The 23,335-nt window shown below is 71.1% G+C and carries 18 protein-coding genes; 3 read left to right on the plus strand and 15 right to left on the minus strand.

What is annotated here, in order from left to right:
- Positions 1–60: 60 nt before the first annotated feature.
- A complete protein-coding gene (gene disA / locus BX285_RS07855; RefSeq protein ID WP_030056163.1) occupies positions 61–1,119 on the plus strand; it encodes a DNA integrity scanning diadenylate cyclase DisA in 1,059 nt (352 codons plus the stop codon).
- A 171-nt stretch (positions 1,120–1,290) separates the two neighbouring features.
- Here the strand turns inward: disA and BX285_RS37855 are convergent, their stop codons facing one another.
- Positions 1,291–2,199, minus strand: a complete 909-nt coding sequence (locus tag BX285_RS37855; protein WP_143685774.1) for a hypothetical protein — start codon at positions 2,197–2,199, stop codon at positions 1,291–1,293.
- Positions 2,200–2,413: 214 nt separating this feature from the next.
- Between BX285_RS37855 and BX285_RS07865 the strand changes: the two genes are divergently transcribed.
- Entirely contained in the window at positions 2,414–3,352 is a 939-nt protein-coding gene (locus tag BX285_RS07865) for an A/G-specific adenine glycosylase (protein WP_097237348.1), read from the plus strand.
- A 60-nt stretch (positions 3,353–3,412) separates the two neighbouring features.
- Here BX285_RS07865 and BX285_RS07870 read toward each other — a convergent pair whose 3' ends face one another.
- Positions 3,413–5,005, minus strand: coding sequence for an MDR family MFS transporter (locus BX285_RS07870; RefSeq protein WP_121174792.1), 1,593 nt, complete (start codon positions 5,003–5,005; stop codon positions 3,413–3,415).
- A 222-nt stretch (positions 5,006–5,227) separates the two neighbouring features.
- Here BX285_RS07870 and BX285_RS07875 point away from each other — a divergent pair, with 222 nt between their 5' ends.
- Positions 5,228–5,884 (plus strand): TetR/AcrR family transcriptional regulator, encoded by a 657-nt coding sequence (locus BX285_RS07875; protein ID WP_179852837.1) that lies wholly within the window; start codon positions 5,228–5,230, stop codon positions 5,882–5,884.
- 7 nt (positions 5,885–5,891) lie between these two features.
- Here BX285_RS07875 and BX285_RS07880 read toward each other — a convergent pair whose 3' ends face one another.
- The 13 genes from BX285_RS07880 to panD all read right to left on the minus strand — a co-directional run bounded on the left by BX285_RS07880 (position 5,892) and on the right by panD (position 23,268).
- Positions 5,892–6,812, minus strand: coding sequence for a M23 family metallopeptidase (locus BX285_RS07880; protein ID WP_183107026.1), 921 nt, complete (start codon positions 6,810–6,812; stop codon positions 5,892–5,894).
- Between the two features lie 423 nt (positions 6,813–7,235).
- Entirely contained in the window at positions 7,236–9,590 is a 2,355-nt protein-coding gene (locus BX285_RS07885) for an immune inhibitor A domain-containing protein (RefSeq protein ID WP_121174793.1), read from the minus strand.
- 343 nt (positions 9,591–9,933) lie between these two features.
- Complete coding sequence (locus BX285_RS07890) at positions 9,934–12,453, minus strand: ATP-dependent Clp protease ATP-binding subunit (protein ID WP_097237352.1); 2,520 nt, start codon at positions 12,451–12,453, stop codon at positions 9,934–9,936.
- Between the two features lie 675 nt (positions 12,454–13,128).
- Positions 13,129–13,479, minus strand: a complete 351-nt coding sequence (locus BX285_RS07895; protein WP_097237353.1) for an Lsr2 family protein — start codon at positions 13,477–13,479, stop codon at positions 13,129–13,131.
- 91 nt (positions 13,480–13,570) lie between these two features.
- The gene (locus BX285_RS07900) at positions 13,571–14,107 is read right to left on the minus strand and encodes an amino-acid N-acetyltransferase (RefSeq protein ID WP_097237354.1); all 537 of its coding nucleotides are present in this window, start codon (positions 14,105–14,107) and stop codon (positions 13,571–13,573) included.
- Positions 14,108–14,116: 9 nt separating this feature from the next.
- Positions 14,117–14,554: a BlaI/MecI/CopY family transcriptional regulator gene (locus tag BX285_RS07905; protein WP_097237355.1), complete on the minus strand. Its 438-nt coding sequence runs from the start codon at positions 14,552–14,554 to the stop codon at positions 14,117–14,119.
- Between the two features lie 231 nt (positions 14,555–14,785).
- Positions 14,786–16,342, minus strand: a complete 1,557-nt coding sequence (gene lysX, locus BX285_RS07910) for a bifunctional lysylphosphatidylglycerol synthetase/lysine--tRNA ligase LysX (RefSeq protein ID WP_097237356.1) — start codon at positions 16,340–16,342, stop codon at positions 14,786–14,788.
- Positions 16,343–16,481: 139 nt separating this feature from the next.
- On the minus strand, positions 16,482–18,245 hold the full coding sequence (locus tag BX285_RS07915) for a hypothetical protein (protein WP_121174794.1): 1,764 nt from the start codon (positions 18,243–18,245) through the stop codon (positions 16,482–16,484).
- A gap of 227 nt (positions 18,246–18,472) precedes the next feature.
- Complete coding sequence (locus tag BX285_RS07920; protein WP_097237358.1) at positions 18,473–19,213, minus strand: hypothetical protein; 741 nt, start codon at positions 19,211–19,213, stop codon at positions 18,473–18,475.
- An 82-nt stretch (positions 19,214–19,295) separates the two neighbouring features.
- Positions 19,296–20,081 carry a type III pantothenate kinase gene (locus BX285_RS07925; RefSeq protein ID WP_097237359.1) on the minus strand — a complete coding sequence of 262 codons (786 nt, stop codon included), beginning with the start codon at positions 20,079–20,081 and terminating at the stop codon, positions 19,296–19,298.
- 48 nt (positions 20,082–20,129) lie between these two features.
- Positions 20,130–21,098 carry a carboxylating nicotinate-nucleotide diphosphorylase gene (gene nadC, locus BX285_RS07930; RefSeq protein ID WP_097237360.1) on the minus strand — a complete coding sequence of 323 codons (969 nt, stop codon included), beginning with the start codon at positions 21,096–21,098 and terminating at the stop codon, positions 20,130–20,132.
- A 4-nt stretch (positions 21,099–21,102) separates the two neighbouring features.
- Positions 21,103–22,776, minus strand: coding sequence for an L-aspartate oxidase (locus BX285_RS07935; protein ID WP_097237361.1), 1,674 nt, complete (start codon positions 22,774–22,776; stop codon positions 21,103–21,105).
- Between the two features lie 15 nt (positions 22,777–22,791).
- Complete coding sequence (gene panD, locus BX285_RS07940; RefSeq protein ID WP_257032549.1) at positions 22,792–23,268, minus strand: aspartate 1-decarboxylase; 477 nt, start codon at positions 23,266–23,268, stop codon at positions 22,792–22,794.
- Between the last annotated feature and the right edge of the window lie 67 nt (positions 23,269–23,335).

The raw sequence follows: 23,335 nt of genomic DNA on the forward strand, positions 1-23,335 counted from the left end.
AGGAGTCACGTGGCAGCCAGCGACCGGGGGGCGGACAAGGCCTCCCGTGAGGAGGCCCTGCTGCGGGCCTCCCTCACCGCCATCGCCCCCGGCACGGCGTTGCGTGACGGCCTGGAGCGGGTCCTGCGGGCCAACACCGGCGGCCTGATCGTGCTGGGCTTCGACAAGACCGTCGAGTCCCTTTGTACCGGCGGCTTCGTCCTGGACGTCGAGTTCACCGCCACCCGGCTGCGCGAGCTGTGCAAGCTCGACGGCGCGGTGGTGCTCGACAAGGACATCACCAAGATCGTCCGGGCCGGCGTGCACCTGATGCCGGACTCGACCATCCCCACCGACGAGACCGGCACCCGCCACCGCACTGCCGAGCGGGTCAACCGGCAGACCGGCTACCCGGTGGTCGCGGTCTCGCACTCGATGCGGCTGATCGCGATGTACGTCAACGGCACCCGCCGGGTGCTGGAGGACTCCACCACCGTGCTGTCCCGCGCCAACCAGGCGCTGGCCACCCTGGAGCGCTACAAGCTGCGCCTGGACGAGGTGGCGGGCACGCTCTCCGCGCTGGAGATCGAGGACCTGGTGACGGTCCGGGACGTCACCGCCGTGGCCCAGCGCCTGGAGATGGTCCGGCTGATCGCCACCGAGATCGCCGGCTACGTGCTGGAGCTCGGCATCGACGGCCGCCTGCTCTCGCTGCAGCTGGACGAGCTGATCGCGGGCGTGGAGCCGGAGCGCGAACTGGTCGCCCGGGACTACTTCCCGGAGCGGGCCGCCAAGAAGGGCCGGACGGTCACCGAGGTGCTGGCCGACCTGGAGGCGCTCACCCACGCCGAGCTGCTGGACCTGCAGACCGTCGCCAAGGCGCTCGGCTACTCGGGCACGCCGGAGTCCCTGGACTCCGCCGTCTCGCCGCGCGGCTACCGCCTGCTGGCGAAGATCCCGCGCCTGCCCAACACGGTGATAGAGCGCCTGGTCGAGCACTTCGGCGGCCTGCAGAAGCTGCTCGCCGCGAGCATCGACGACCTGCAGACCGTCGAGGGCGTCGGCGAGACCCGCGCCCGCTCGGTCCGCGAGGGCCTGTCCCGCCTTGCCGAATCGTCCATCCTGGAGCGCTACGTCTGACCGGACGGCAGCTGCGCGGACCGCAGACTGCGGACGGCAGACGTACGGACGGCCCCCGGGGAGTCACTTCCCGGGGGCCGTCCCGCGTTCCGCCCCGGGGCCGTCCTGCGGAAACACCGGAGCCTCCGACCGCCGTGCGGCGATCGGAGGCTCCCAATGTCTGACCGGCCCTCAGCTGTCCAGTCGGATCGAGGTCCGCGCCGAGACCTTGTCCCCGGAGAGCCCGGTGAGCTCGGCGAGCACCACGTAGGTGCCGTTGGCCGGCGGCGCCTGGTCGGCGGTGGCGCACTGCGGCTTGCTGCGGCTGCGGTCCCAGGTGAAGGTCTCGGTCTGGTTGCCGTTGGCCGCCAGCTGCACCCAGATGCTGCCCTTGTCGGCCGGGCAGTCGCCGGAGGACCAGACCCGGTCGCCGTTGCTGGCGCTCACGGTGATCGCGGAGGCGACCCGGCCGAAGTCCACCCGGCAGTTGGCGCCGGAGGAGTTCTTGACCGTCAGGGCCAGCTTCGGCTTGTCCTTGGGCTGGTACGAGTTCTGGGTGCCGGCCAGCTCCAGGGCGACCTGCGAGGAGGCGCAGACCGGAAGCGCCATGATCTCGGGCGTGTTGAACGCCGGAGCGCCGCCGCCCGACCCGCCGGTACCGCCCGCGCCGCCAGGCCCGCCGGAGCCCGAGCCGCCGGTGCTGCCCGCCGCGCCGCCGGCGCCGCCGGCCCCGGCGCCCGCCGCCGAGCCGCCGCCCGCGGGAGCGGGGTTGGCGCCGGTGCCGCCGCTGAGGTTGACCTCGGTGCCGCCACTGCCGGCCACCGGACCGCCGCCGGGGTTGCTCCCGCCGCCGGTGCCGCCACCGGGGCGCGCCGCGGGGCCGCTCGGCGAGGCGCCGGGCGTGATGGCCTCGGCCGGGGTCTGTGGCTGGGTGGGAACAGCCTGGGCGGCCTTGCTCGGTGAGCCGCCGTCACCGCCCTGATCGGTCATCAGCCAGGCGATCAGGGCGACGACCGCCGCGACGGCGGCGAGCACGACGACGCGCCGACGCCAGTAGATCGAGGCCGGCAGCGGTCCCACGGGTTGACGCAGAGAGGGCACGACCAAACTCTACGAGACTGTGTGTGGCGATTGACTCACCAACACCGCACAGTCGCCCCTTCCTTCACATGATCCGCCATTTGATCCGTTCGAGGGAGCCCCGGGAGGTCGATTTCCGGGGAGGCCCCGAAGGATCCGGAGGAATCTCCTCCCCTTCGACTCCCCTTCGACTCCCCTTCGGCCGGGTCGGAGGGCGTGGGAGGATCGAAGGGCCATGACTGCCATCACCGCCACCGCCACCACTGCCGCCGCTCCCACCGACGACGCCCGGCTGCCGCTGCCCCTGCCGCTGTTCCACTCGACCGTCCTGGACTGGTACGAGGCGAGCAAGCGCGACCTGCCCTGGCGGGGCCCCGACGCGACGCCCTGGGCCGTCATGGTGAGCGAGTTCATGCTCCAGCAGACCCCCGTCAAGCGGGTGCTGCCCGCCTGGGAGGCCTGGCTGACCCGCTGGCCGACCCCGGCCGACCTCGCCGCCGAGGCGCCCGGCGAGGCGGTCCGGATGTGGGGCCGGCTGGGCTACCCGCGCCGCGCCCTGCGGTTGCACGCGGCCGCCGTGGCGATCACCGAGGAGCACGGCGGCGAGGTCCCGGACGACCACGCCACCCTGCTCTCGCTGCCCGGGGTGGGGGAGTACACCGCCGCGGCCGTCGCGTCCTTCGCCTTCCGCCAGCGCCACGTGGTGCTGGACACCAACGTCCGCCGGGTGTTCGCCCGCGCGGTGACCGGCGTCGAATACCCGGCGCAGGCCACTACCGCCGCCGAGCGCCGCACCGCCACCGCCCTGCTCCCCGACGACGCCGAGACGGCCGCCACCTGGGCGGTCGGCGTGATGGAGCTGGGCGCGCTGGTCTGCACCGCGCGCGGCCCGGAGTGCGGGGAGTGCCCGCTGTTCGCCGGCTGCGCCTGGCAGCGGGCCGGCCGCCCGCCGTACGAGGGCCCGGCCCGGCGCGGCCAGTCCTACGAGGGAACGGACCGCCAGGTGCGCGGCAAGCTGCTCGCGGTGCTGCGCGAGGCGCACGGCACGGTGCCGCAGGCCCGGCTGGACGCGGTCTGGCCGGACGCGGTGCAGCGGGCCCGGGCCCTGGACGGCCTGGTGGCGGACGGCCTGGTCGAGCCGGTCGAGCAGGGCGTCTACCGGCTGCCGCAGTAAGGCCGAGCGCCCCCGGGAGGACGAACCTCCCGGGGGCGCTGCGGTCGTACGGGCGGACTGTCAGACGGCCGCCGCCTCCAGCGAGGACTCGGTCGGCTTCTCGCCCTTGCCCGTCCCGCGCAGCGGCACCTCGCGCAGGAACAGCGCGGCGGCGATGGCGATCACGGCGACCCCGGCGCCCCACAGGAAGACGGTGTCGATGCCGTTGGACACCGCGTGGTGGAAGGCGTCCTGGATGCTCTCGGGCAGCTTGCGCAGATCGGCCGGGCTCATCTCGCCCGGGTCCTTCACGCCGCCCGCGGTGGCCTGCTCGCCGAGCTTCTCCTTCATGGTGTCGGTCACCCGGTTGTTGAACAGCGCGCCGAACAGCGCGACACCGAAGGAGCCGCCGATGGTGCGGAACAGGGTGGCGGTGGAGCTGGCCACGCCCATGTCCTTGAGCTCGACGCTGTTCTGCGCGACCAGCATGGTGATCTGCATCAGGAAGCCCATGCCGGCGCCGAGCACGACCATCCAGCAGGCCGAGGTGAAGCTGCTGGTCTCGGTGCCCATCGTGGAGAGCAGGATCAGGCCGCCGGCCATCACGAGGGTGCCGATGATCGGGAAGATCCGGTACTTGCCGGTCTTGGTGACGGCCTGGCCGACCACCAGCGAGACGACCAGCATGCCGAACATCAACGGCATCAGCAGCAGGCCGGAGTTGGTCGCCGAAGCACCCTGGACGATCTGCTGGTAGAACGGCAGGAAGAAGGTCGAGCCGAACATCACGAAGCCGACGATGAAGCCGATGATCGAGACCAGGGTGAAGTTCAGGTTCTTGAACAGGCTGAGCGGGAGCATCGGCTCCTCGACCCGCTGCTCCACGTAGCAGAAGGCGATCAGCGAGGCGGCGGCGAGCGCGGCCAGGCCGAGGATCTCCTTGGAGCCCCAGGCGTACTGCTGCCCGCCCCAGGTGGTCATCAGCACGAGCGAGGTGATGCCGGTGGTGAGCAGGATCGCGCCCAGGTAGTCGATCTTGGCGGTGCTGCGGACCTTCGGCAGCTTCAGGGTGACGATGACGACGGCGAGCGCGACCACGCCGAGCGGCAGGTTGATGTAGAAGGTCCAGTGCCAGCTGAGGTGGTCGGTGATGAAGCCGCCGACCAGCGGGCCGCCGACGGTGGCGAGGGCCATCACGGCGGCGAACATTCCCTGGTACTTGCCGCGGTCACGCGGCGGGACCAGTGCGCCCATGATCGACATGACGCCGACCATCAGACCTCCGGCGCCCAGGCCCTGCACGGCGCGGAAGCCGATCAGCTCCGTCATGTTCTGCGACAGGCCGGAGAGCGCCGATCCCACCAGGAAGATCACGATCGAGGTGAGGAAGCTGCCCTTGCGGCCGTACAGGTCGCCGAGCTTGCCCCAGATCGGGGTCGAGGCGGCGGTGGTCAGGGTGTAGGCGGTGACCACCCAGGACCGGTGCTCGGCGCCGCCGAGGTCGCCGACGATGGTCGGCATCGCGGTGCCGACGATCAGGTTGTCGAGCATGGCCAGCAGCATGGTGACGACCAGGCCGATCATCACGAGGCGGATCTCGCGGGGCGACCGCGGCTGCTCCTCCTCGGCCGTCTTCTCCTCCGGTACCGGGCCGGTGGTCTTGGGCTGTGACATGAGGTGGGGTCTCCCGGAGGGGTGGTTCGGATGGAGCGTCGGGCCGTGCGGCGGCTCACTTACTTGTCGCCCGGCTAGTTTATCGATCGTCGGCACGGTAAGTTGTCCACTAGCCGGTCGTCAAGCCAGTTTTCCGAGCGGCCCCGTGGGCAGGGAGAATGTTGCCCGGGCGGACACCACCGGGAGTCCGCAGCAGTCACCGACGCAGTCATGAGGCAGGCCATGGGCACTCCGCACAGCCCCCGCAGCGACACCCGGGCTCGCATCATCGAGGTGTCGCTGGAGCTCTTCTCCGAGCAGGGCTACGAGCAGACCTCACTGCGCGAGATCGCCGACCGCCTGGGCGTGACCAAGGCCGCGCTGTACTACCACTTCAAGACCAAGGACGACATCGTCCTGGGCATCGTCGAGCGGATGGCCGCGCCGATCGACGAGACCATCGCGTGGGGCCGCACGCAGGCCTGGAGCCCGGAGATGCGCGACGAGCTGATCCGCCGCTTCGCGGACGGGATGGCCGAGCGGGCCCCGCTGCTGCGCTTCTTCCACGAGAACCAGCCCGCCCTGCGCGAGTCCCCGGCGGGGCTCGCCTTCCGGGAGCGGATCATCACCATGATGCAGCTGGTGCACGGGCCGCAGGCGAGCTTCCAGGACCGGCTGCGCGCCGCGATGACGCTGTTCACCATCCACTCGTCGATGTTCCTGCTCCAGCAGGACGCCAAGGACTGCGACCGGCCCGAGAACGTGTGGGGCGAGAAGCCGCCGGTGGCCGACCTGGACGAGGCGCTGGAGGCCGCCCGGACGGTCGCACTGGAGGTCGGCGGCCGGATCACCCACCCGGCACCGCCCGCGCCCCCCGCGCCGGCCCCCGCCCGGCCGTGAGGGCCGTTCAGAAGTCCGTGACGCCGTGCCCGGCGAGGTACGCGATCGGGTCGACCATCGCGCCGTAGCGGTTGCTGGTGCGGATCTCGAAGTGCAGGTGCGGCCCGGTCGAGTTGCCGGTGCTCCCGGACAGCCCGATCCGCTGGCCGGCCGCGACCTGCTGGCCCGCCGAGACCGTCAGCGAGGACAGGTGCGCGTACTGCGCGAAGTGCCCGTCCGCGAGCCGCAGCACGACCTCCTTGCCGTACGCGCCGTCCCAACCGGCCGAGACCACGGTCGCGTTGCCGACCGCCAGCAGCGGCGTGCCCCGGGAGATCGCGAAGTCCACCCCAGTGTGGTACCCGGCCGCGTAGCTGCGGTTGGCCACCCCGTACGGGTTGCTGGTCGGCGCGTCCGGCACCGGCGCCGACCACTCGGGTGCGGGCGCCGGCTCCGCTTCGGGCGCCGGCTCGGCGGCCGGCCCGGGCTCGGGCTCCGGGGCCGGGGCGGGTGCTTCGAGCGGCAGCAGGTTGGCCGCCACCGCCACGAACTGCTGGGCCGACTCGCCGTCCTCGGGCAGCTTGTACGGGCTGGGCCCGGCGACCTGGACCAGCCCCGGGTCGGGCACCTCCGCCCGCGGCGCGGTGAAGGCCGAGCTGCCCGGCGTGGTGGGCAGGACGGTCTGCGCCGAGGCGCTGCCGGGCGTGGCCGCCAGCAGGACGCCGGCGAGCAGCGCGACGGCCGCCCCGGCCGAGACCAGTGCGTGGTCGTGCTCGGAGCGCTGGCGGCTGCCCGGCAGCGTGGTGTGCCGGGGTGCGGCGAGCGCGCGCAGCGGCGCGGCATGGGCGCGGACGGCGTGGCCGAGCCGGGGCTGCCAGGCTGCCGCCCGGGCCGCCGTGCGGGCGGCGAGCCGGCGCAGGGCCGGCCCCGGGTGCGGGACGTCGGACATCGGTGGCCGTACCTCACGGGTCGTACGAGGGCAGCACGAAGGGCCCGGTTCGGGCGCGTGCTGAGCGGGGGACCACTCAGGTGTAACGGTCACCGGGCGGAGTCCCAAACGCGGTGACGTACTACGGCGTGTAGTCGGCGGGGCGCCGGAGATTCAAGCCGACGGAGCAATGATCATGAAATCCGATCGCCCCGCCCGCGCCCGGCCGGCTCGCCCGCCCCCCGACCCCGCTACTACCATCGGTCGTACCGCGCCGCCGGCCTGTGACCAGCACCACCCGCCGCCGGGGTTTGCCGGTCTGCTCCGGCCTCGGCGGGAGCGGCGCAAAAGCGTCCGGCCCGCCCCCGCGCGGTGCGGGGACGGGCCGGACGTGGAGTCGTTCAGAGCTGCCTGGTCACAGGCCGATCGCTACTGCCGGTGCGATCAGTTGTCGACCGGGCGGACCCGGATCCAGGTCTCCAGGTAGTTCGAGGACTCGTTCTCGATCTCGATGCTGGTGCCGGTCTTCGGGACGTCGACACCCGCGTACTGGTTGTCCTTCGTCCACCAGGACTTGAGGTCGTTGAACTCGTCGACGCCCTTGGCCTTCGGGACGACCGTCTCGACACCGTTCTTGTGCAGCGTCAGCGGGCCGACGCGGCGCGAGCCGAAGGTCGAGTCGAAGCCCTGCATGCGCGGACGCATCAGGGTGCCGTCCGACCACTTGATCGGGGTCGGGTGCGAGTCGATCGGAAGGATCAGGCCCTGGCCCGGGTGGGCGCTGACGTTGTTGTCGGTCTGGGACTCGTCCCAGTACCAGATCAGCAGACCGGGCTGGTAGGCGTAGTGCTCGACCCAGTTCGGCTTGGCGGTGCCGAAGCCGAAGTTGTACGGGCCGGTCTTCAGCGTCTGGTCGAAGGACACGTACTGCCGGTTCTCCGCGATGTAGTGCTGCGCGTAGTCCTTGGTGTACGAGCCGCCGAAGCGCTTGAAGCCGTCGGCCACCCAGCCGTTGTCGCCGTTCTCGGCGTCGTCGCTGACCACGGTGGCGCCGTCGGCGACGACCGAGACGTTGTCGATCGCGAGGCCGCGGTAGTGCAGGCCGCCGTCGGTGGTGTTGTGGTAGCGGAACTGGATCTTCTGGCCGGCGTAGGCGTCCAGGTTGAACGACAGGTCGCCCCAGGCGGCGGTCAGGCCGCTGAGGGCCGGGCGGCCGTTCTCCTTGGGCAGCGCGGCGCCGTTCCAGGTGCCGTCCACGACGGTCCAGGTCTTGCCGCCGTCGGTGGAGACCTCGCCGAAGGCGTAGTCGAAGTCCGGCTCCAGCTCGACCCACGCCTTGGCGTTGATGCTGGCCTTGGCCTTGCCGGTCAGGTCGACGTCACGGGTCAGCGTGACGTTGAGGTTGTCGGCGCTGCCGCTCCACCACTCGCTGCTGCCGCCGAACGGCTTGTTGATGTCGGTGGTGATGCTCTTCTTCGGCAGGTCGACGATCAGCGCCTGCGGGAGCTTGGAGTTGTACTCCGCCGGGCCGATGTGGTGCGTCGACTCGGTGCCGGCCTTGGCGTGGTCGGCGTTCAGCCACCCGAGCTTGAACTTGCTCCAGGCGTCGAAGTCGTCCGGCATGTCGCCGATGCTGTCCTTGCCCTCACCGAGCCAGGAGCCGGAGGACATGATGGACCAGAAGCCGACCGAGTTGTCGATGCCCTTGCCGGCGGTGTCGTAGAGGTCCGGCAGACCGAGGTCGTGGCCGTACTCGTGGGCGAAGACGCCGAGGCCGCCGTTCTCCGGCTGCATGGTGTAGTCGCCGATCCAGAGACCGGAGTTGCCGACCTGGACGCCGCCCAGCTTGTTGCCCTCGGGGCCGGCGGTGCCGGTGAGGTTGCCGTAGACGTACGAGCGGTGCGCCCACAGGGCCTTGGTGCCCTGCTTGCCGCCACCGGCCGACTTGTCCTCACCGGCGTGCACGATCTGGAAGTGGTCGATGTACCCGTCGGGCTGGTTGAAGTTCCCGTCGTGGTGCGAGCCGTAACGGTCCCACTGGTCGTACTGGGCCAGGGTCGCCTTGATCTGGGCGTCGGTCTGACCCTTGGCCAGCTGGTCCTTGTACCAGATGTCCACGGCGTCGCGGATCAGGTCCTGCGCGCTGGCGCAGACGTTGGAGCCGCAGTAGTCGGAGCCGTAGCGGGCCTCGTTCCACGGCACGCGCACCCAGTCCTGGACCACACCGTCGACCGAGTAGCGGCCCGAGGACTGCTTCTCGTAGTAGGTCTTCAGCGAGGGCTTGTCCTTGGCGAAGTACAGGTCCTGGTAGTGCTGCTGGTTGTAGTCGGCCTGCCAGGCGGTCGAGTTGTTGGTCGCGCGGTCCGGCTGCTCGATCTCGTTGTGCTTCGGACCGGCCTCACCGCCGTACTTGACCTTGCCGTCCGGCGTCTTGGTGGTGTTGTCCACCTGGTCGCCGAAGTCGACGAGGATCGTGAAGATCTTGTCGGTGCGCTCGCGCTTGAGCTCGACGTACTTGTCCTTGCCGAGCTTCACGCTGGTCGAGCCGTTGTGCTCCTCGACCTCGGCGGTCCCGTCGAGCAGCTTCTCGGTGGCGGCCTTCTGCTCGGCCTCCACCTTCGCCGTCAGCGGGCCGGGGATGTTGTGCTCGGTGTTGACGGCCTGAACGGCGTCAGCCGGGTCAATCGGCACGGGGGCCGAGCCGGCCGCGACGGCGGTGCCCGGGAACAGGCCCGCGCCGAGCGTGACTATGACCGCTGCGGCAGTGGCGGCTGCAGCGGTTCTCCTGGTGTTCTTCAACGTTGTGACGTCCTCCCCGACCGGGGCCAGCTCTCAGCCAAAGCCCGGCAAACCAAAATGAAAGACAGGTGGACGTCATTGGATACAAGCGTGCATAAAAAAGATAGATCTTGACCATGACATGGCCACGGCGCTATGCTCCGCGACTTCCCATCAGCTGACCATCTGTCAACCGTATCTTCGTTAAACCTCACTGAGAAAAGGAGCGCACCCGCACCAACCAGCGCGGGAGCAGCCCTTCCCGGTTCGTACCGGTACCGCCGCCCGCGGGCCGGAACGCACGGAGCCCCCGGCGCGAACGCCGGGGGCTCCGTTGCTGTGAAGTTGTCTGTTAAAAGTTGGGCTACTTCGTCAGGTCAGGACCGGACGAGGCGACCGCCGCCGGGGTGTCCGCGACGGCCGACTTCTCCTCGCCGCGGAAGGTGAACTTGGCGTCCTTGCCCTCGCCCTCGACGTCGACGACGACGATGTGGCCGGCCCGCAGCTCGCCGAAGAGGATCTTCTCGGAGAGGTGGTCCTCGATCTCGCGCTGGATGGTGCGGCGCAGCGGACGGGCACCCAGGATCGGGTCGTAGCCGCGCTTGGCCAGCAGCTTCTTGGCCTCGACGCTGAGCTCCAGGCCCATGTCCTTGTCCTTGAGCCGCTCGTCCACCTTGGCGATCATCAGGTCGACGATCTGGATGATGTCGTCCTCGGACAGCTGGTGGAACACCACGATGTCGTCGACGCGGTTCAGGAACTCGGGGCGGAAGTGCTGCTTGAGCTCCTCGCCGACCTTCGCCTTCATCCGCTCGTACCCGGTCTGGGTGTCACCCGTGGCCGCGAAGCCCAGGTTGAAGCCCTTGGAGATGTCCCGGGTGCCGAGGTTGGTCGTCATGATGATGACGGTGTTCTTGAAGTCGACCACGCGGCCCTGGGAGTCGGTCAGACGACCGTCCTCCAGGATCTGCAGCAGCGAGTTGAAGATGTCCGGGTGGGCCTTCTCGACCTCGTCGAAGAGGACGACCGAGAACGGCTTGCGGCGGACCTTCTCGGTCAGCTGGCCGCCCTCCTCGTAGCCCACGTAGCCGGGCGGGGAGCCGAACAGCCGGGAGACGGTGTGCTTCTCGGAGAACTCGGACATGTCGAGCGCGATCAGCGCGTCCTCGTCGCCGAAGAGGAACTCCGCCAGCGTCTTGGACAGTTCGGTCTTACCGACACCGGACGGGCCGGCGAAGATGAACGAACCACCGGGGCGCTTCGGGTCCTTGAGGCCCGCACGGGTGCGCCGGATGGCCTGGGAGAGCGCCTTGATGGCGTCCTTCTGGCCGATGACGCGCTTGTGCAGCTCGTCCTCCATGCGCAGCAGGCGGGAGGTCTCCTCCTCGGTCAGCTTGAAGACCGGGATGCCGGTGGCGGTGGCCAGGACCTCGGCGATGAGCTCCTCGTTGACCTCCGCGACGACGTCCATGTCGCCGGCCTTCCACTCCTTCTCGCGCTTGGCCTTGGCCTGCAGGAGCTGCTTCTCGTCGTCGCGCAGGGACGCGGCCTTCTCGAAGTCCTGCGCGTCGATCGCGCTCTCCTTCTCGCGGCGCACGTCGGCGATCTTCTCGTCGAACTCGCGCAGGTCCGGCGGCGCGGTCATCCGGCGGATGCGCATCCGGGAACCGGCCTCGTCGATCAGGTCGATCGCCTTGTCCGGCAGGAAGCGGTCCGAGATGTACCGGTCGGCCAGGGTGGCGGCGGCGACCAGGGCGGCGTCCGTGATGGAGACCCGGTGGTGGGCCTCGTAGCGGTCGCGCAGACCCTTGAGGATCTCGATGGTGTGCGGCAGCGAGGGCTCCGCGACCTGGATCGGCTGGAAGCGGCGCTCCAGCGCGGCGTCCTTCTCCAGGTGCTTGCGGTACTCGTCCAGGGTGGTGGCACCGATGGTCTGCAGCTCGCCGCGGGCCAGCATCGGCTTGAGGATGCTGGCGGCGTCGATGGCGCCCTCGGCGGCGCCCGCGCCGACCAGGGTGTGCAGCTCGTCGATGAACAGGATGATGTCGCCGCGGGTGCGGATCTCCTTGAGCACCTTCTTCAGGCGCTCCTCGAAGTCACCGCGGTAGCGCGAGCCGGCCACCAGGGCGCCCAGGTCCAGCGTGTAGAGCTGCTTGTCCTTGAGCGTCTCCGGGACCTCGCCCTTGACGATCGCCTGCGCCAGGCCCTCGACCACGGCGGTCTTGCCGACGCCGGGCTCACCGATCAGCACCGGGTTGTTCTTGGTGCGGCGGGACAGCACCTGCATGACCCGCTCGATCTCCTTCTCGCGCCCGATGACCGGGTCGAGCTTGGCCTCGCGGGCGGCCTGCGTCAGGTTGCGGCCGAACTGGTCGAGGACCAGCGAGGTCGACGGGGTGCCCTCGGCGGGCCCGCCAGCCGTGGCCGACTCCTTGCCGCCGCCGGTCTGGTAGCCGGAGAGCAGCTGGATGACCTGCTGGCGCACCCGGTTGAGGTCGGCACCCAGCTTGACCAGGACCTGGGCGGCGACGCCCTCGCCCTCGCGGATCAGACCGAGCAGGATGTGCTCGGTGCCGATGTAGTTGTGGCCGAGCTGCAGGGCCTCCCGGAGCGACAGCTCCAGGACCTTCTTCGCCCGGGGCGTGAAGGGAATGTGACCGGACGGGGCCTGCTGGCCCTGGCCGATGATCTCCTCGACCTGCTGGCGAACGGCCTCAAGAGAAATCCCGAGGCTCTCCAGGGCCTTGGCGGCGACGCCCTCGCCCTCGTGGATCAGACCCAGGAGGATGTGCTCGGTGCCGATGTAGTTGTGGTTGAGCATCCGGGCTTCTTCCTGAGCCAGGACGACAACCCGCCGCGCGCGGTCGGTGAACCTCTCGAACATCGTTTATCGCTCCTCAGAGCGGTCGGGCAGTTCGGGGTCCGTCCCCGCCCTGTCCTTCCGCATGCTAGTCCCGCTCAGCGGCGCGGCCCACGGATTCACTCCCCGGTACGGGAGCGAGATGCTGCGCGACCAGCCGACACCAATCCCAACCTGGTGCTGGGAATCGGTGTTCCCACAGGTGGGCCCGATGCACCGGAATCCGCTACGCCATCGGCGAACAAGCGCCGCCGGGACGCAGCCGGATCCTCTGCGGCCGGTCGCACATACTGCCCCTGGACGGGTCGAAGAACCCGTCCACCTGCATTCATACCCGGTATCGGGGCGGTTCTCGCGCAGTTTCCGCGGTGGCGGTGTTCGCCTGGCGAGAAGTCGGGCCGCGGTGACGGTGGTTCAACGGCGGCCGGGGTGGTTCGGTGCACCGTCCCGGGTGTCCGCGTTACCGCTTCGCCCTTACAGCGTTGCACAGCTCGTGATTGTTCCGCCGCCGGAGCCCGTGCCCCGGACATTCCCCGGTGCCGGTGCCGGTGCCGGTAGCGGTCCCGGTGGTGCCGCGGCCGGGCGGACGCGCGCCGCGGGGCGCGGAGGAGACTCCTCCGCGCCCCGCGCGTGTGTCGTCGGCGCCGTGCACGGCCGCCGGGGCCCCGCTTCCGCTCCGGTGTGCCGGCGGCGCCGGGATCAGGACGCGTTGGCCTTGTCGTAGGCCTCGCGGACCGTGCTCGGCACGCGGCCGCGGTCGTTGACCTCCATGCCCTGCTCCTTGGCCCACGCGCGGACCTTCGCGGTGTCCGGAGCGCTGCCGGAGGGGCGCTGGGCCGAGCCGCGGCCCGGGCGGCGGGGGCCGGCGAGCCGGCCGCTCTGCTTGCGACCCTTCTCCACGTACGGCGCCAGCAGGCCGCGGAGCTTGTCCGCGTTGGCGCTCTTCAGGTCGATCTCGTAGGCAACGCCGTCGAGCGCGAACGTCACCGTCTCGTCCGCCGAACCGCCGTCGAGATCGTCTTCAAGAATGACCTGCACCCTCTGTGCCACGGGCTTCCCTTTCCGCTAAACGACCCATTGCCTAAGGAAAGGAAAGCGCCTTTCTCCGGAAAACACAAACCCTTGACCCCGGCGGAGCCGCTCAGAGGTGCAGCAGCATGCGTGAGTTGCCCAGCGTGTTGGGCTTCACGCGCTCCAGGTCAAGGAACTCGGCGACGCCTTCATCGTACGAGCGGAGAAGTTCTTCATAGACATCCGTAGCGATCGCCGCCGGGTCTGTCGTACCATCATCGGTTTCCTGGAGCTCCCCGATCTCGACGAAACCGTGTTTCGCGAAGAACGGGACCTCGAACGTCAAGCAGAAAATCCGACGGACGCCGAGCCAGCGCGCCGTCTGCACCAGCTTCTCCAACAGCAGGTGGCCGATCCCGTGGCCGCGGCAGATCGGATCCACCGCGAGCGTCCGGACCTCGGCGAGGTCCTCCCACATCACGTGCAGGGCGCCGCAGGCCACCACCGCGCCGTTGTCGTCGCGTTCCGCGACCCAGAACTCCTGGACGGATTCGAACAGTGTGACTGTGGGCTTGTCCAGCAGAATGCCCTCGCGCGAGTAGGCGTCGATGAGCCTGCGTACTGCCCGCACGTCCGTGGTCCGTGCGCGGCGGATGGTGACCTCCATGCCGGGACGTTATCGTGCCGGCCCCGCCCCGGTCTCCCCGGTATCCGGTCCTTCCGCGGCGGAATCCGCCCCCGGCGGATCGGGCGGGAACAGAGCGGCCACCCGCAAGGCGTCCCGGAGTGCGTCGCGCTGCTCGGGCGACATCAGGCCGAAGAAGTGGACCAGGGCCGCCGCCGGATTGTCACTGGTGGCCCAGGCGTCGTTCATCAGAGCCGCCGTGTACGCCTCACGCGAGGAGACCGGTTCATATCGATAGGCCCGGCCGGCCCGCTCGCGGCGCAGCCAGCCCTTTCTGTGGAGCTTGTCCAGGACGGTCATCACCGTGGTGTACGCGATTTCGCGTTCCGACTGCAGATCCAGGAGAACCTCGCGAACGGTCACCGGGCGGTTCCACTGCCACACCCGGGTCATGATGGCGTTCTCAAGTTCGCCGAGTTGCCGGACCATAGTGCGGCCAGGATAGGGAGTGAATGGGGCAAATCTTGTGAAGTGCGCCAAACCGGCGCGCCGCCACCCCCGGGAATCGGGAATGGCGGCGCGCCCGGGACGACCGGTCAGTCGAAGTCTTCCTTGGCCTTCTGGTTCCCGCCCTGGCTGCGGACGATGGCCCGCACCAGGAACCCGAACCCGATCGCCATGACCAGCGGCGGGACGATCGCGCTGACGTAGTCCATCAGGTCACTCCTCCTCGGTCTTCTCCGCCGTCGCGGCGGAGGCCTTCGGCTCCGGCTTCACCAGCGGGAAGAGGACCGTCTCCCGGATGTTCTTGCCGGTCAGCAGCATGATCAGGCGGTCCACGCCGAGGCCGAGGCCACCGGTCGGGGGCATCGCGTACTCCAGGGCGCGCAGGAAGTCCTCGTCCACCTGCATCGCCTCGACGTCGCCGCCGGCCGCCAGCAGGGACTGGGCGGTGAGGCGGGCGCGCTGCTCGACCGGGTCGACCAGCTCGGAGTAGGCGGTGCCGATCTCGGTGCCGAAGATCACCAGGTCCCACTTCTCGGCCACGCCCGGGATCGAGCGGTGCTCGCGGGTCAGCGGGGAGACCTCGGTCGGGTAGTCCTTGATGAAGGTCGGCCGGACGGCGTTCTCCTCCAGCAGGCGCTCGACCATCTCCAGCACGATCTGGCCGTGGCCCCAGGACTTCTCGAACGGGATGTCGTGGTCGAAGGCGAGCTTGCGCAGCTCCTCGACGCCGGTCTCCGGGGTGACCTCGACGCCCAGGCGGGCGGAGATGCCCGGGTAGACGCTGACCTCCTCCCACGGCTCGGCCAGGTCGATCTCGTGCTCGACGCCGTGCGCGTCCACGCCCTTGATCACCGTGGTGCCCAGCGCGTCCCGGGCCGCGTTGACGATCGTCTCGCGGATCAGCTCGGCCTGGGTGTTGTAGTCCCCGTAGGCCTCGTACGACTCCAGCGAGGTGAACTCGGGGTTGTGGGTCGAGTCCGCGCCCTCGTTGCGGAAGTTGCGGTTGATCTCGAAGACCTTCTCGGCGCCGCCGACCACCAGCCGCTTGAGGTACAGCTCGGGGGCGATGCGCATGTAGAGGTCGATGTCGTACGCGTTGATGTGCGTCTTGAACGGACGCGCGTTGGCGCCGCCGTGCACCGGCTGCAGCATCGGGGTCTCGACCTCGATGTAGCCGCGGTCCTCGTAGGTGCGGCGGATCGAGCGGACGACCCTGCTGCGCAGGTGCAGGATCTCGCGGGCCTCGGGGTTGACGATCAGGTCCACGTAGCGCTGGCGGACCCGGGCCTCCGGGTCGGTCAGGCCCTTGTGCTTGTCCGGCAGCGGGCGCAGGCACTTGGCGGTGAGCTCCCAGCGGTCCACCATCACCGACAGCTCGCCGCGCTTGGAGGTGATCACCTCGCCCTCGACGCCGACCTGGTCGCCGAGGTCGATGTCGGACTTCCAGGCGGCCAGCCGCTCCGGGCCCAGCTTGTCCAGGGAGAACATCACCTGCAGGTCGCCGGTGCCGTCGCGCAGGGTGGCGAAGCAGAGCTTGCCGCCGGTGCGGGAGAGGATCACCCGGCCGGTGACGCCGGCCCGCTCGCCGGTCGCGGTGTCCGGCTCCAGGTCCGGGTGCTTGGCGCGCAGGTCGGCGATGGTGGTGGTCCGGGGGAATCCGACCGGGTACGGGTCGACACCGGCCGCCCGGAGCCGGTCGAGCTTCTCGCGCCGGACGCGCATCTGCTCGGGAAGGTCGTCGGTCGCGGGAAGAAGGCTCTGATCGCTCACCCCACAAGGGTAGCCAGCCACACACGGTGCTCCGCGACGGGATGACCGCGCAGGGACGGGGCGACCGCGCAGGGACGGGATGACCGCGAAGGGGGGACCGCGGGCGTGCGGTCCCCCCTCCGTGTCGCGACCCGGAGCGTCAGCCGTCGCGGCGGGCCCGGAGCCGGCGCGCGGTGATCAGGCCGGCCGCGCCGAGCACCACGGCCGCGGCGCCCGTCGCGGCCATCGGCAGGACGGCGGAGGAGCCGGTGCTGGCCAGGCTGCCGCCGGCCGCCTGGACGGTGGTGGAACCACCGCTGCCGGTGTAGGCAACGACGGGCGCGGGCGACGCGGAGTCGTGCAGCCCGGCCGGCGCGACGGTGGGCGTCATCGTGGGCGCCGGGGTGGTGGGCGTGCCGGTCGGGGTCTCGGTCGGGGTGCCGGTCGGCGTGGGCGCCGGCGTGCCGCCGGTGCCGGACGCGCCGCCCCGCAGGGAGACCGTGACCAGGTCGTTGGCCGGGTTGTGGTCCCACGGCATGACGGCGCTGGGGTGGCCCGGCTCGAAGCTGCTCTGCTCGTTCTGCAGCGAGACCGTCGCGGTCAGCTCCCCGGTGCCCTCGGGCAGCTTCAGGGTCAGCTTGTGGGCGACGGTGGCGCCGCTGGGCATGAAGCTGCTGCCGATGCCGTCGCAGGCGAACTTGTTCAGCGGCTTGTCGGACTTCTGGCCGAGGACGTAGTCGTCCGCCTTGCACGTGTCGGGGAGGCCGGTGACGGTGACGCCCTCGGGGAACTGCACGGTGACGTCGGGGGCGCCCTCGCCGCCGCTGCGGTCGTAGATCGAGGCCGGTCCCTTGTTGCCCATCCCGACGGTGAAGGTGCCGGTCGTGCCGGACGCGTCGGGAGCCCAGCTGCTGGTGGCCTCGAAGTCGGCGCCGTTGTCGGACACGACCTCCTGCTCGGTGTTGTAGCCGTTCACGTCCAGGCCGGCCGGGATGCCGGTGCCGGCGGTGTCCACCAGGGTGGCGGGCTTGCCGGTGCCGTGCTGGAAGGAGAGCCGCTTGCGCAGGTCAGCGCCGTCGTTGGCGTAGGCGTCCTCGGTGGGGAACACCGTGTAGCCGGCGACGTCGTAGAAGGCCTCCGAGCCGACGGTGATGTCGAGGCCGTCGAGCTTGACGGCCTGGCCGGGGGCGATCTCGCCGTCGATCGTGCAGATGGCGTGCGTGAGGGGCATCGGCGCGTCCTTGCCCCACGCGGTGCCCTTGTCGTAGGCGTACTCGCAGTTGGAGGGCCAGGTGTCGACCTTGAGGCCGGGCGTCAGGTTGACGTTGACGATCGCGCGCTTGGCGGGGAGGTCGCCGTGGTTGGCGAACTCCAGCGTCGCGGGCAGCTTGCCGCCGACCTTGACGCCCTCGTTCCGCGAGGGGGCCTTGGTGCGGAAGGTGGCCGCGCCGACGTCCACCCGGAAGTCCGCGGTGCCGGTCTGGGCCCCGGGGGCGCTGAGGGTGGCGTGGACCGTCCCGCTCGCGCCGGGCTTGACGCCGGGCAGGGCGCTCAGCCACAGGTTGTCGGTGATGTTGATCTTCTCGTAGTCCAGCCGGCCGACGTCGCAGGTGATGATCTTGCCCGCGGTGGTGCAGCGGCCCTTGGTGCTGAGCGAGGCCACGCCGTCGAGGCCGGAGACGTCGAGGGTGAGCTTGACGTTGTCGACGGGCCCGGTGCCGGTTCGGCCGACGTTCAGGAAGACGTTCTCGCCCCACTGGGGCTGTGGGGCGGGCGTGCTCGACAGCTGGTAGGAGCCGGCCACGAAGATCTTCAGCTGGTGGTCGGCGGCGTGCGCCGGCAGGGTGGCCGTGCCGACGGCCAGGGCGGCCACGACGGTGGCCGCACCCGCGCCGAGCGTCCGGCGCGTACGGGTCGAGTGCATGGGATCCCCCCGAATCGAAAGTCGTAACGCCGAAGATTACGGGCGCAATTACGGGCGGTCATTCGGGTCGATCCGGTGGCAATTCCGACAGGTCCGGACCGAATGACCTGCGGATCGGCCGGAAGGTTATGAAGATGTGATGAGCGATCAGCGGTGGAATCACGGGATTGTCGACACATGGACAGAGGGGGGACCGCGGGTGCGGTCCCCCCTCCGTGGCCGGTGGCTCAGTCGGTGCCCGTGCGGAGTTCGATCTCCTCCTCGACCGGCGGGGCGGGCCGGGCCGGGGGCTTGGGGCGGCGGCCGAAGAGCTCGGCGGGGGTGGGCATCCGGTGCGGGCGGGGCGGGGTCTTCGCGGCGGCGGGCTCGGCGGGCTGCTCCGGGCGGGAGTCGGTGCTGCTCATGGTGGTCCGTCCTCCTACGTGGGTGGGGTGACTGCTCGGGGGTGCGGCGGGGCTCGGCACGGCCACCAGGTGGCGCGGCTGGCCGGAGGTGAGGGCGAGGCGTTCGCGGACGGCGGCCTCGGCCAGCGCGTGGCAGCGCCCGGCCAGCCGGGACCGGCGGGCCCGTTCGCCGTGCCCGCAGGGCTGGCGGGTCAGCCCGCGCAGAGCGGTGAGGTCCTCGGGCCCGGGCAGGTACCCGTCGGTCACCGCCTCCTCCAGCCGAGCCAGGTAGCCGGGGGCGCTGCCCGGCAGGGCGGAGCGGTAGCGCCCGAGGTCGGCGAGGAGGAAGGCGCGCAGCCGGCCGCCCTCCTGGACGGCCTCGTCGATCGCCTCGGTGAGGCGCAGGGCGTCCTGGACGTCCTCCGCCCACAGTTCGGCGCCCGGCCCGGCGCGTGCCGTCCGGTCGGGCGCCTGGAGGTGGACGGGGACGGCGGGGTGCAGGGCTTGGGCGAGGGCTCGGCGCAGCACGCGGACTTCGTCGGCGCTGAAGGCCATGCCGCCGCGCGATCCGTGTGGCGTAGGCATGGGCTGACACTACGTGAGGAATATCCGATTTGTCGGTAACCTCGCGCCGAACCACCCACGGTCGGCCCGACGGGGGAGCGGGTCAGCTCGGGCGGTTGCGCTCCCACACCAGGCGCAAGCCGATCAGGGTCAGCCAGGGCTCGTGGACGTCGATCGTGGTGGCCTCGCCGAGGACCAGGGGGGCGAGGCCGCCGGTGGCGATCACCTGGACGTCGTCCGGGTCCTTGGCGAGCTCCCGGGCCATCCGGTCGACCAGGCCGTCGACCTGGCCGGCGAAGCCGTAGAGGATGCCGGACTGCATGCCCTCCACGGTGTTCTTGCCGATCACGTTGCGCGGGCGGGCCAGCTCGATCTTGCGCAGCTGGGCGCCGCGGACGCCGAGCGCCTCGACGGAGATCTCGATGCCGGGGGCGATCGCGCCGCCGACGTAGTCGCCGCGGGCGTTGACCGCGTCGAAGGTGGTCGCGGTGCCGAAGTCGACCACGATGCACGGGCCGCCGTAGAGGTGGTTGGCGGCCAGCGCGTTGACGATCCGGTCGGCGCCGACCTCCTTGGGGTTGTCCATCAGGACGTGCACCCCGGTCTTCACGCCGGGCTCCACGATCACCGCGGGGACGTCGCCGTAGTAGCGGCGGGTCACCTCGCGGAGTTCGTGGAGCACGGCGGGAACGGACGAGCAGATCGCCAGGCCCTCCACCGCGGCCTCCCGGACCGCGGTGTGGCTGCCCATCAACCCCTGCAGCAGCACCGCCAGTTCATCGGCCGTGCGGCGCGGATCGGTGGAGATCCGCCAGTGTTCCACCACGTCCTCGCCGTCGAACAGGCCGAGTGTGGTCTGGGTGTTGCCGACGTCGATGGTGAGGAGCATGGGGCGCTTTCTGCGAGTCGGGACGAGTCTGCGTCTTGCCCTGACGGCTCAGGCGCGCAGGTCCAGGCCGATGTCCAGGATCGGCGAGGAGTGGGTGAGCGCGCCCACGGCCAGGTAGTCGACACCAGTCTGGGCGACCTCGCGCGCGTCGGCCAGGGTCAGTCCGCCGGAGGCCTCCAGCTTCGCCCGGCCGTCCACCAGCGCGACGGCCTCCTTCAGCTGGTCGACGGTGAAGTTGTCCAGCAGGATCAGGTCCGCCCCGGCCTCCAGGACCGGCGCGATCTGCTCCACGGAGTCCACCTCGACCTCGACCGGCAGCTCCGGGTACGCGGCCCGGACGGCCCGGAAGGCCTCGGCCACGCCGCCGGCCGCGACCACGTGGTTGTCCTTCACCAGGGCGGCGTCGGACAGCGCCATCCGGTGGTTGGCGCCGCCGCCGCAGCGCACCGCGAACTTCTCCAGCGCGCGCAGGCCCGGGGTGGTCTTGCGGGTGTCCCGGACCACCGCGCCGGTGCCCTCCAGGGCGTCCGCCCAGGCGCGGGTCGCGGTGGCGATGCCGGACAGGTGGCAGAGCAGGTTGAGCGCGCTGCGCTCGGCCGTCAGCAGGTCACGGGTGCGGGAGCGGACCGAGAGCAGCACCTGGCCGGCCTCCACCCGGTCGCCGTCCTCGACGTGCCGCTCGACCTCGAACTCCTCCTCGCAGATCAGCGAGACGACCGCCTCGGCGACCCGCAGACCGGCCACCACGCCGGCCTGACGGGCGGTGAAGTCGGCGGTGGCGACGGCGTCGGCGGGCACGGTGGCCACCGAGGTGACGTCCTCGCCGCCCGCCAGGTCCTCGGCCAGCGCCAGGGTGGCGATGTCCTCGACCTCGACCGGGTCCAGCCCGGCCTGCTCCAGCAGCTCGGCCAGCTGCGGGTCCAGGCCGGTCTCGTAGCCCTCGCCGTCCCCGCAGGCGCAGCCGTCGCCGCAGCCGCCCTGGTCGGCCAGGGGGAGTTCGTCGTGGGAGTGCGTCATGGTTCTACTGCTCCTCGGGAGTGCTGACGGGGTCGCCGGAGGCGGCGAGGGTGGTGATCAGGTGGCGCCGCCAGTGGGCGTCGTCCCGCTCGGGGAAGTCCTCGCGCCAGTGGCAGCCGCGGGTCTCCTCGCGCTGCGCGGCGGCCGCGACCAGCGCGGAGGCGACCAGCAGCAGGTTGGCGGCCTCCCAGGTCTCCACCCGGGGGTCGGCCGGCTTCTCCTCGGCGACGTGCGCGAACGCCTGCTCGGCGATCAGGGCCAGCCCGGCCGCGGTGTCGGCCATCGAGGCGGCCGAGCGCAGGATGCCCGCGCCGCGCGACATCAGCCGCTGGATCTCGGCCCGAGCCTCGGAGGGCGGCAGCGGCACCGGCCGTGCGGCCCGCGCCGCGGCGACGTCCACCGGGCGCTCGGGCAGCTCGCCGGCCGCGTGCAGCTGCGCCAGGTCGGCGGCGATCCGCTCGGCGAAGACCAAACCCTCCAGCAGCGAGTTGGAGGCCAGCCGGTTGGCGCCGTGCACGCCGGTGCAGGCGACCTCGCCGCAGGCGTACAGGCCGGGGACGCTGGTGCGCCCGTGCCGGTCGGTGCGGACACCGCCGGAGGCGAAGTGCGCGGCCGGGGCGATCGGGATCGGCTCGGTGACCGGGTCGATGCCGTGGGCGCGGCAGAAGGCGAGGATGGTCGGGAAGCGGTGCTCCCACATCTCGGCGCCGAAGTGCCGCCCGTCCAGGTACATGTGCTCGGCGCCCTGTTCCTGCATGCGCCGGGTGATGGCCTTGGCGACGATGTCGCGCGGGGCCAGTTCGGCCAGCTCGTGCTGCCCGACCATGAAGCGCACGCCGTCCGCGTCGACCAGGTGGGCGCCCTCGCCGCGGACCGCCTCGGACACCAGCGGCTGCTGGCCCTCGGCCTCCGGGCCCAGCCAGAGCACGGTGGGGTGGAACTGGACGAACTCCAGGTCGGCGACGGCGGCGCCGGCCCGCAGGGCCAGGGCCACGCCGTCGCCGGTGGAGACCGCCGGGTTGGTGGTGGCGGAGAAGACCTGGCCCATGCCGCCGGTGGCGAGCACCACCGCGCGGGCCCGGACGGCGCCGACGCCGTCGCGCTGGCCCTCGCCCATCACGTGCAGGGTCAGGCCGGCGGCGTGGCCCGCCGCGTCGGTCAGCAGGTCGAGGACGAGCGCGTGCTCGATCAGCTCGATGTCCGGGTCGGTGCGGACGGCGGCGACCAGGGCGCGCGAGATCTCGGCGCCGGTCGCGTCCCCGCCCGCGTGGACGATCCGGCGGCGGTGGTGGCCGCCCTCGCGGGTCAGCAGGATCTCGCCGTCCTCGCCCCGGTCGAACAGGGCGCCGGTGGCGATCAGCCGGCGGACGGCGTCCGGGCCCTCGGTGACCAGGGTGCGGACGGCCTCCTCGTCGCAGACGCCGGCGCCGGCCACCAGGGTGTCGTCCAGGTGCTGCTCGGGGGTGTCCCCCTCACCCAGGGCGGCCGCGACGCCGCCCTGGGCCCAGCGGGTCGAGCCCTCGTCCAGCATCGCCTTGGTGACCACCATGGCCCGCAGGCCGGCCTTGCGGACGTTGAGCGCGACGGTGAGGCCGGCGACCCCGGAACCGACCACGACCACGTCGGTGGTGGCGGTCCAGCCGGGGGCCGGCGCGGTGAGGCGATGGGTGACGGACATGGCTCAGTGGCTCCTTCAGCGCGTGGCCGGGGTGGCCGCGCCGTCGCCACCGTACGCGCCCCCGGCCTGGCGGCCGGGAGGTGCCCCCACGTCACCGCGGAGCAGTCCGGTGCCCTCCGGGGCGTCGGCCGGGTCGCCGCCCAGGCCGGTGATCCGGTTCCGCTCGTCCACGAAGACGACCTTCGGCTCGTAGCCCTTGGCCTCGGCCGTGTCCATCTGCCCGTAGGCGATGAGTATGACCAGGTCGCCCGGGTGGACCAGACGGGCGGCGGCTCCGTTGATGCCGATCACGCCGGTGCCGCGCGGGCCGGCGATGGTGTACGTCTCCAGCCGGGCGCCGTTGTTGATGTCGACGATGTGGACCAGCTCGCCGGGGAGCAGGTCGGCGGCGTCGAGCAGGTCCTCGTCCACCGTGACGGAACCGACGTAGTGCAGGTCGGCCTGGGTCACGGTGGCCCGGTGGATCTTGGACTTGAGCATGGTGCGGAGCATTGCGGGTCACGCCTCCTGTGAGTGCATGCCTGAAGGGGGTCTGGCTACCGGTTCGGCGAACCTTCGG

Origin of the sequence: Streptomyces sp. 1114.5 (assembly GCF_003635085.1) — a bacterium.
GTDB lineage: Bacteria > Actinomycetota > Actinomycetes > Streptomycetales > Streptomycetaceae > Kitasatospora.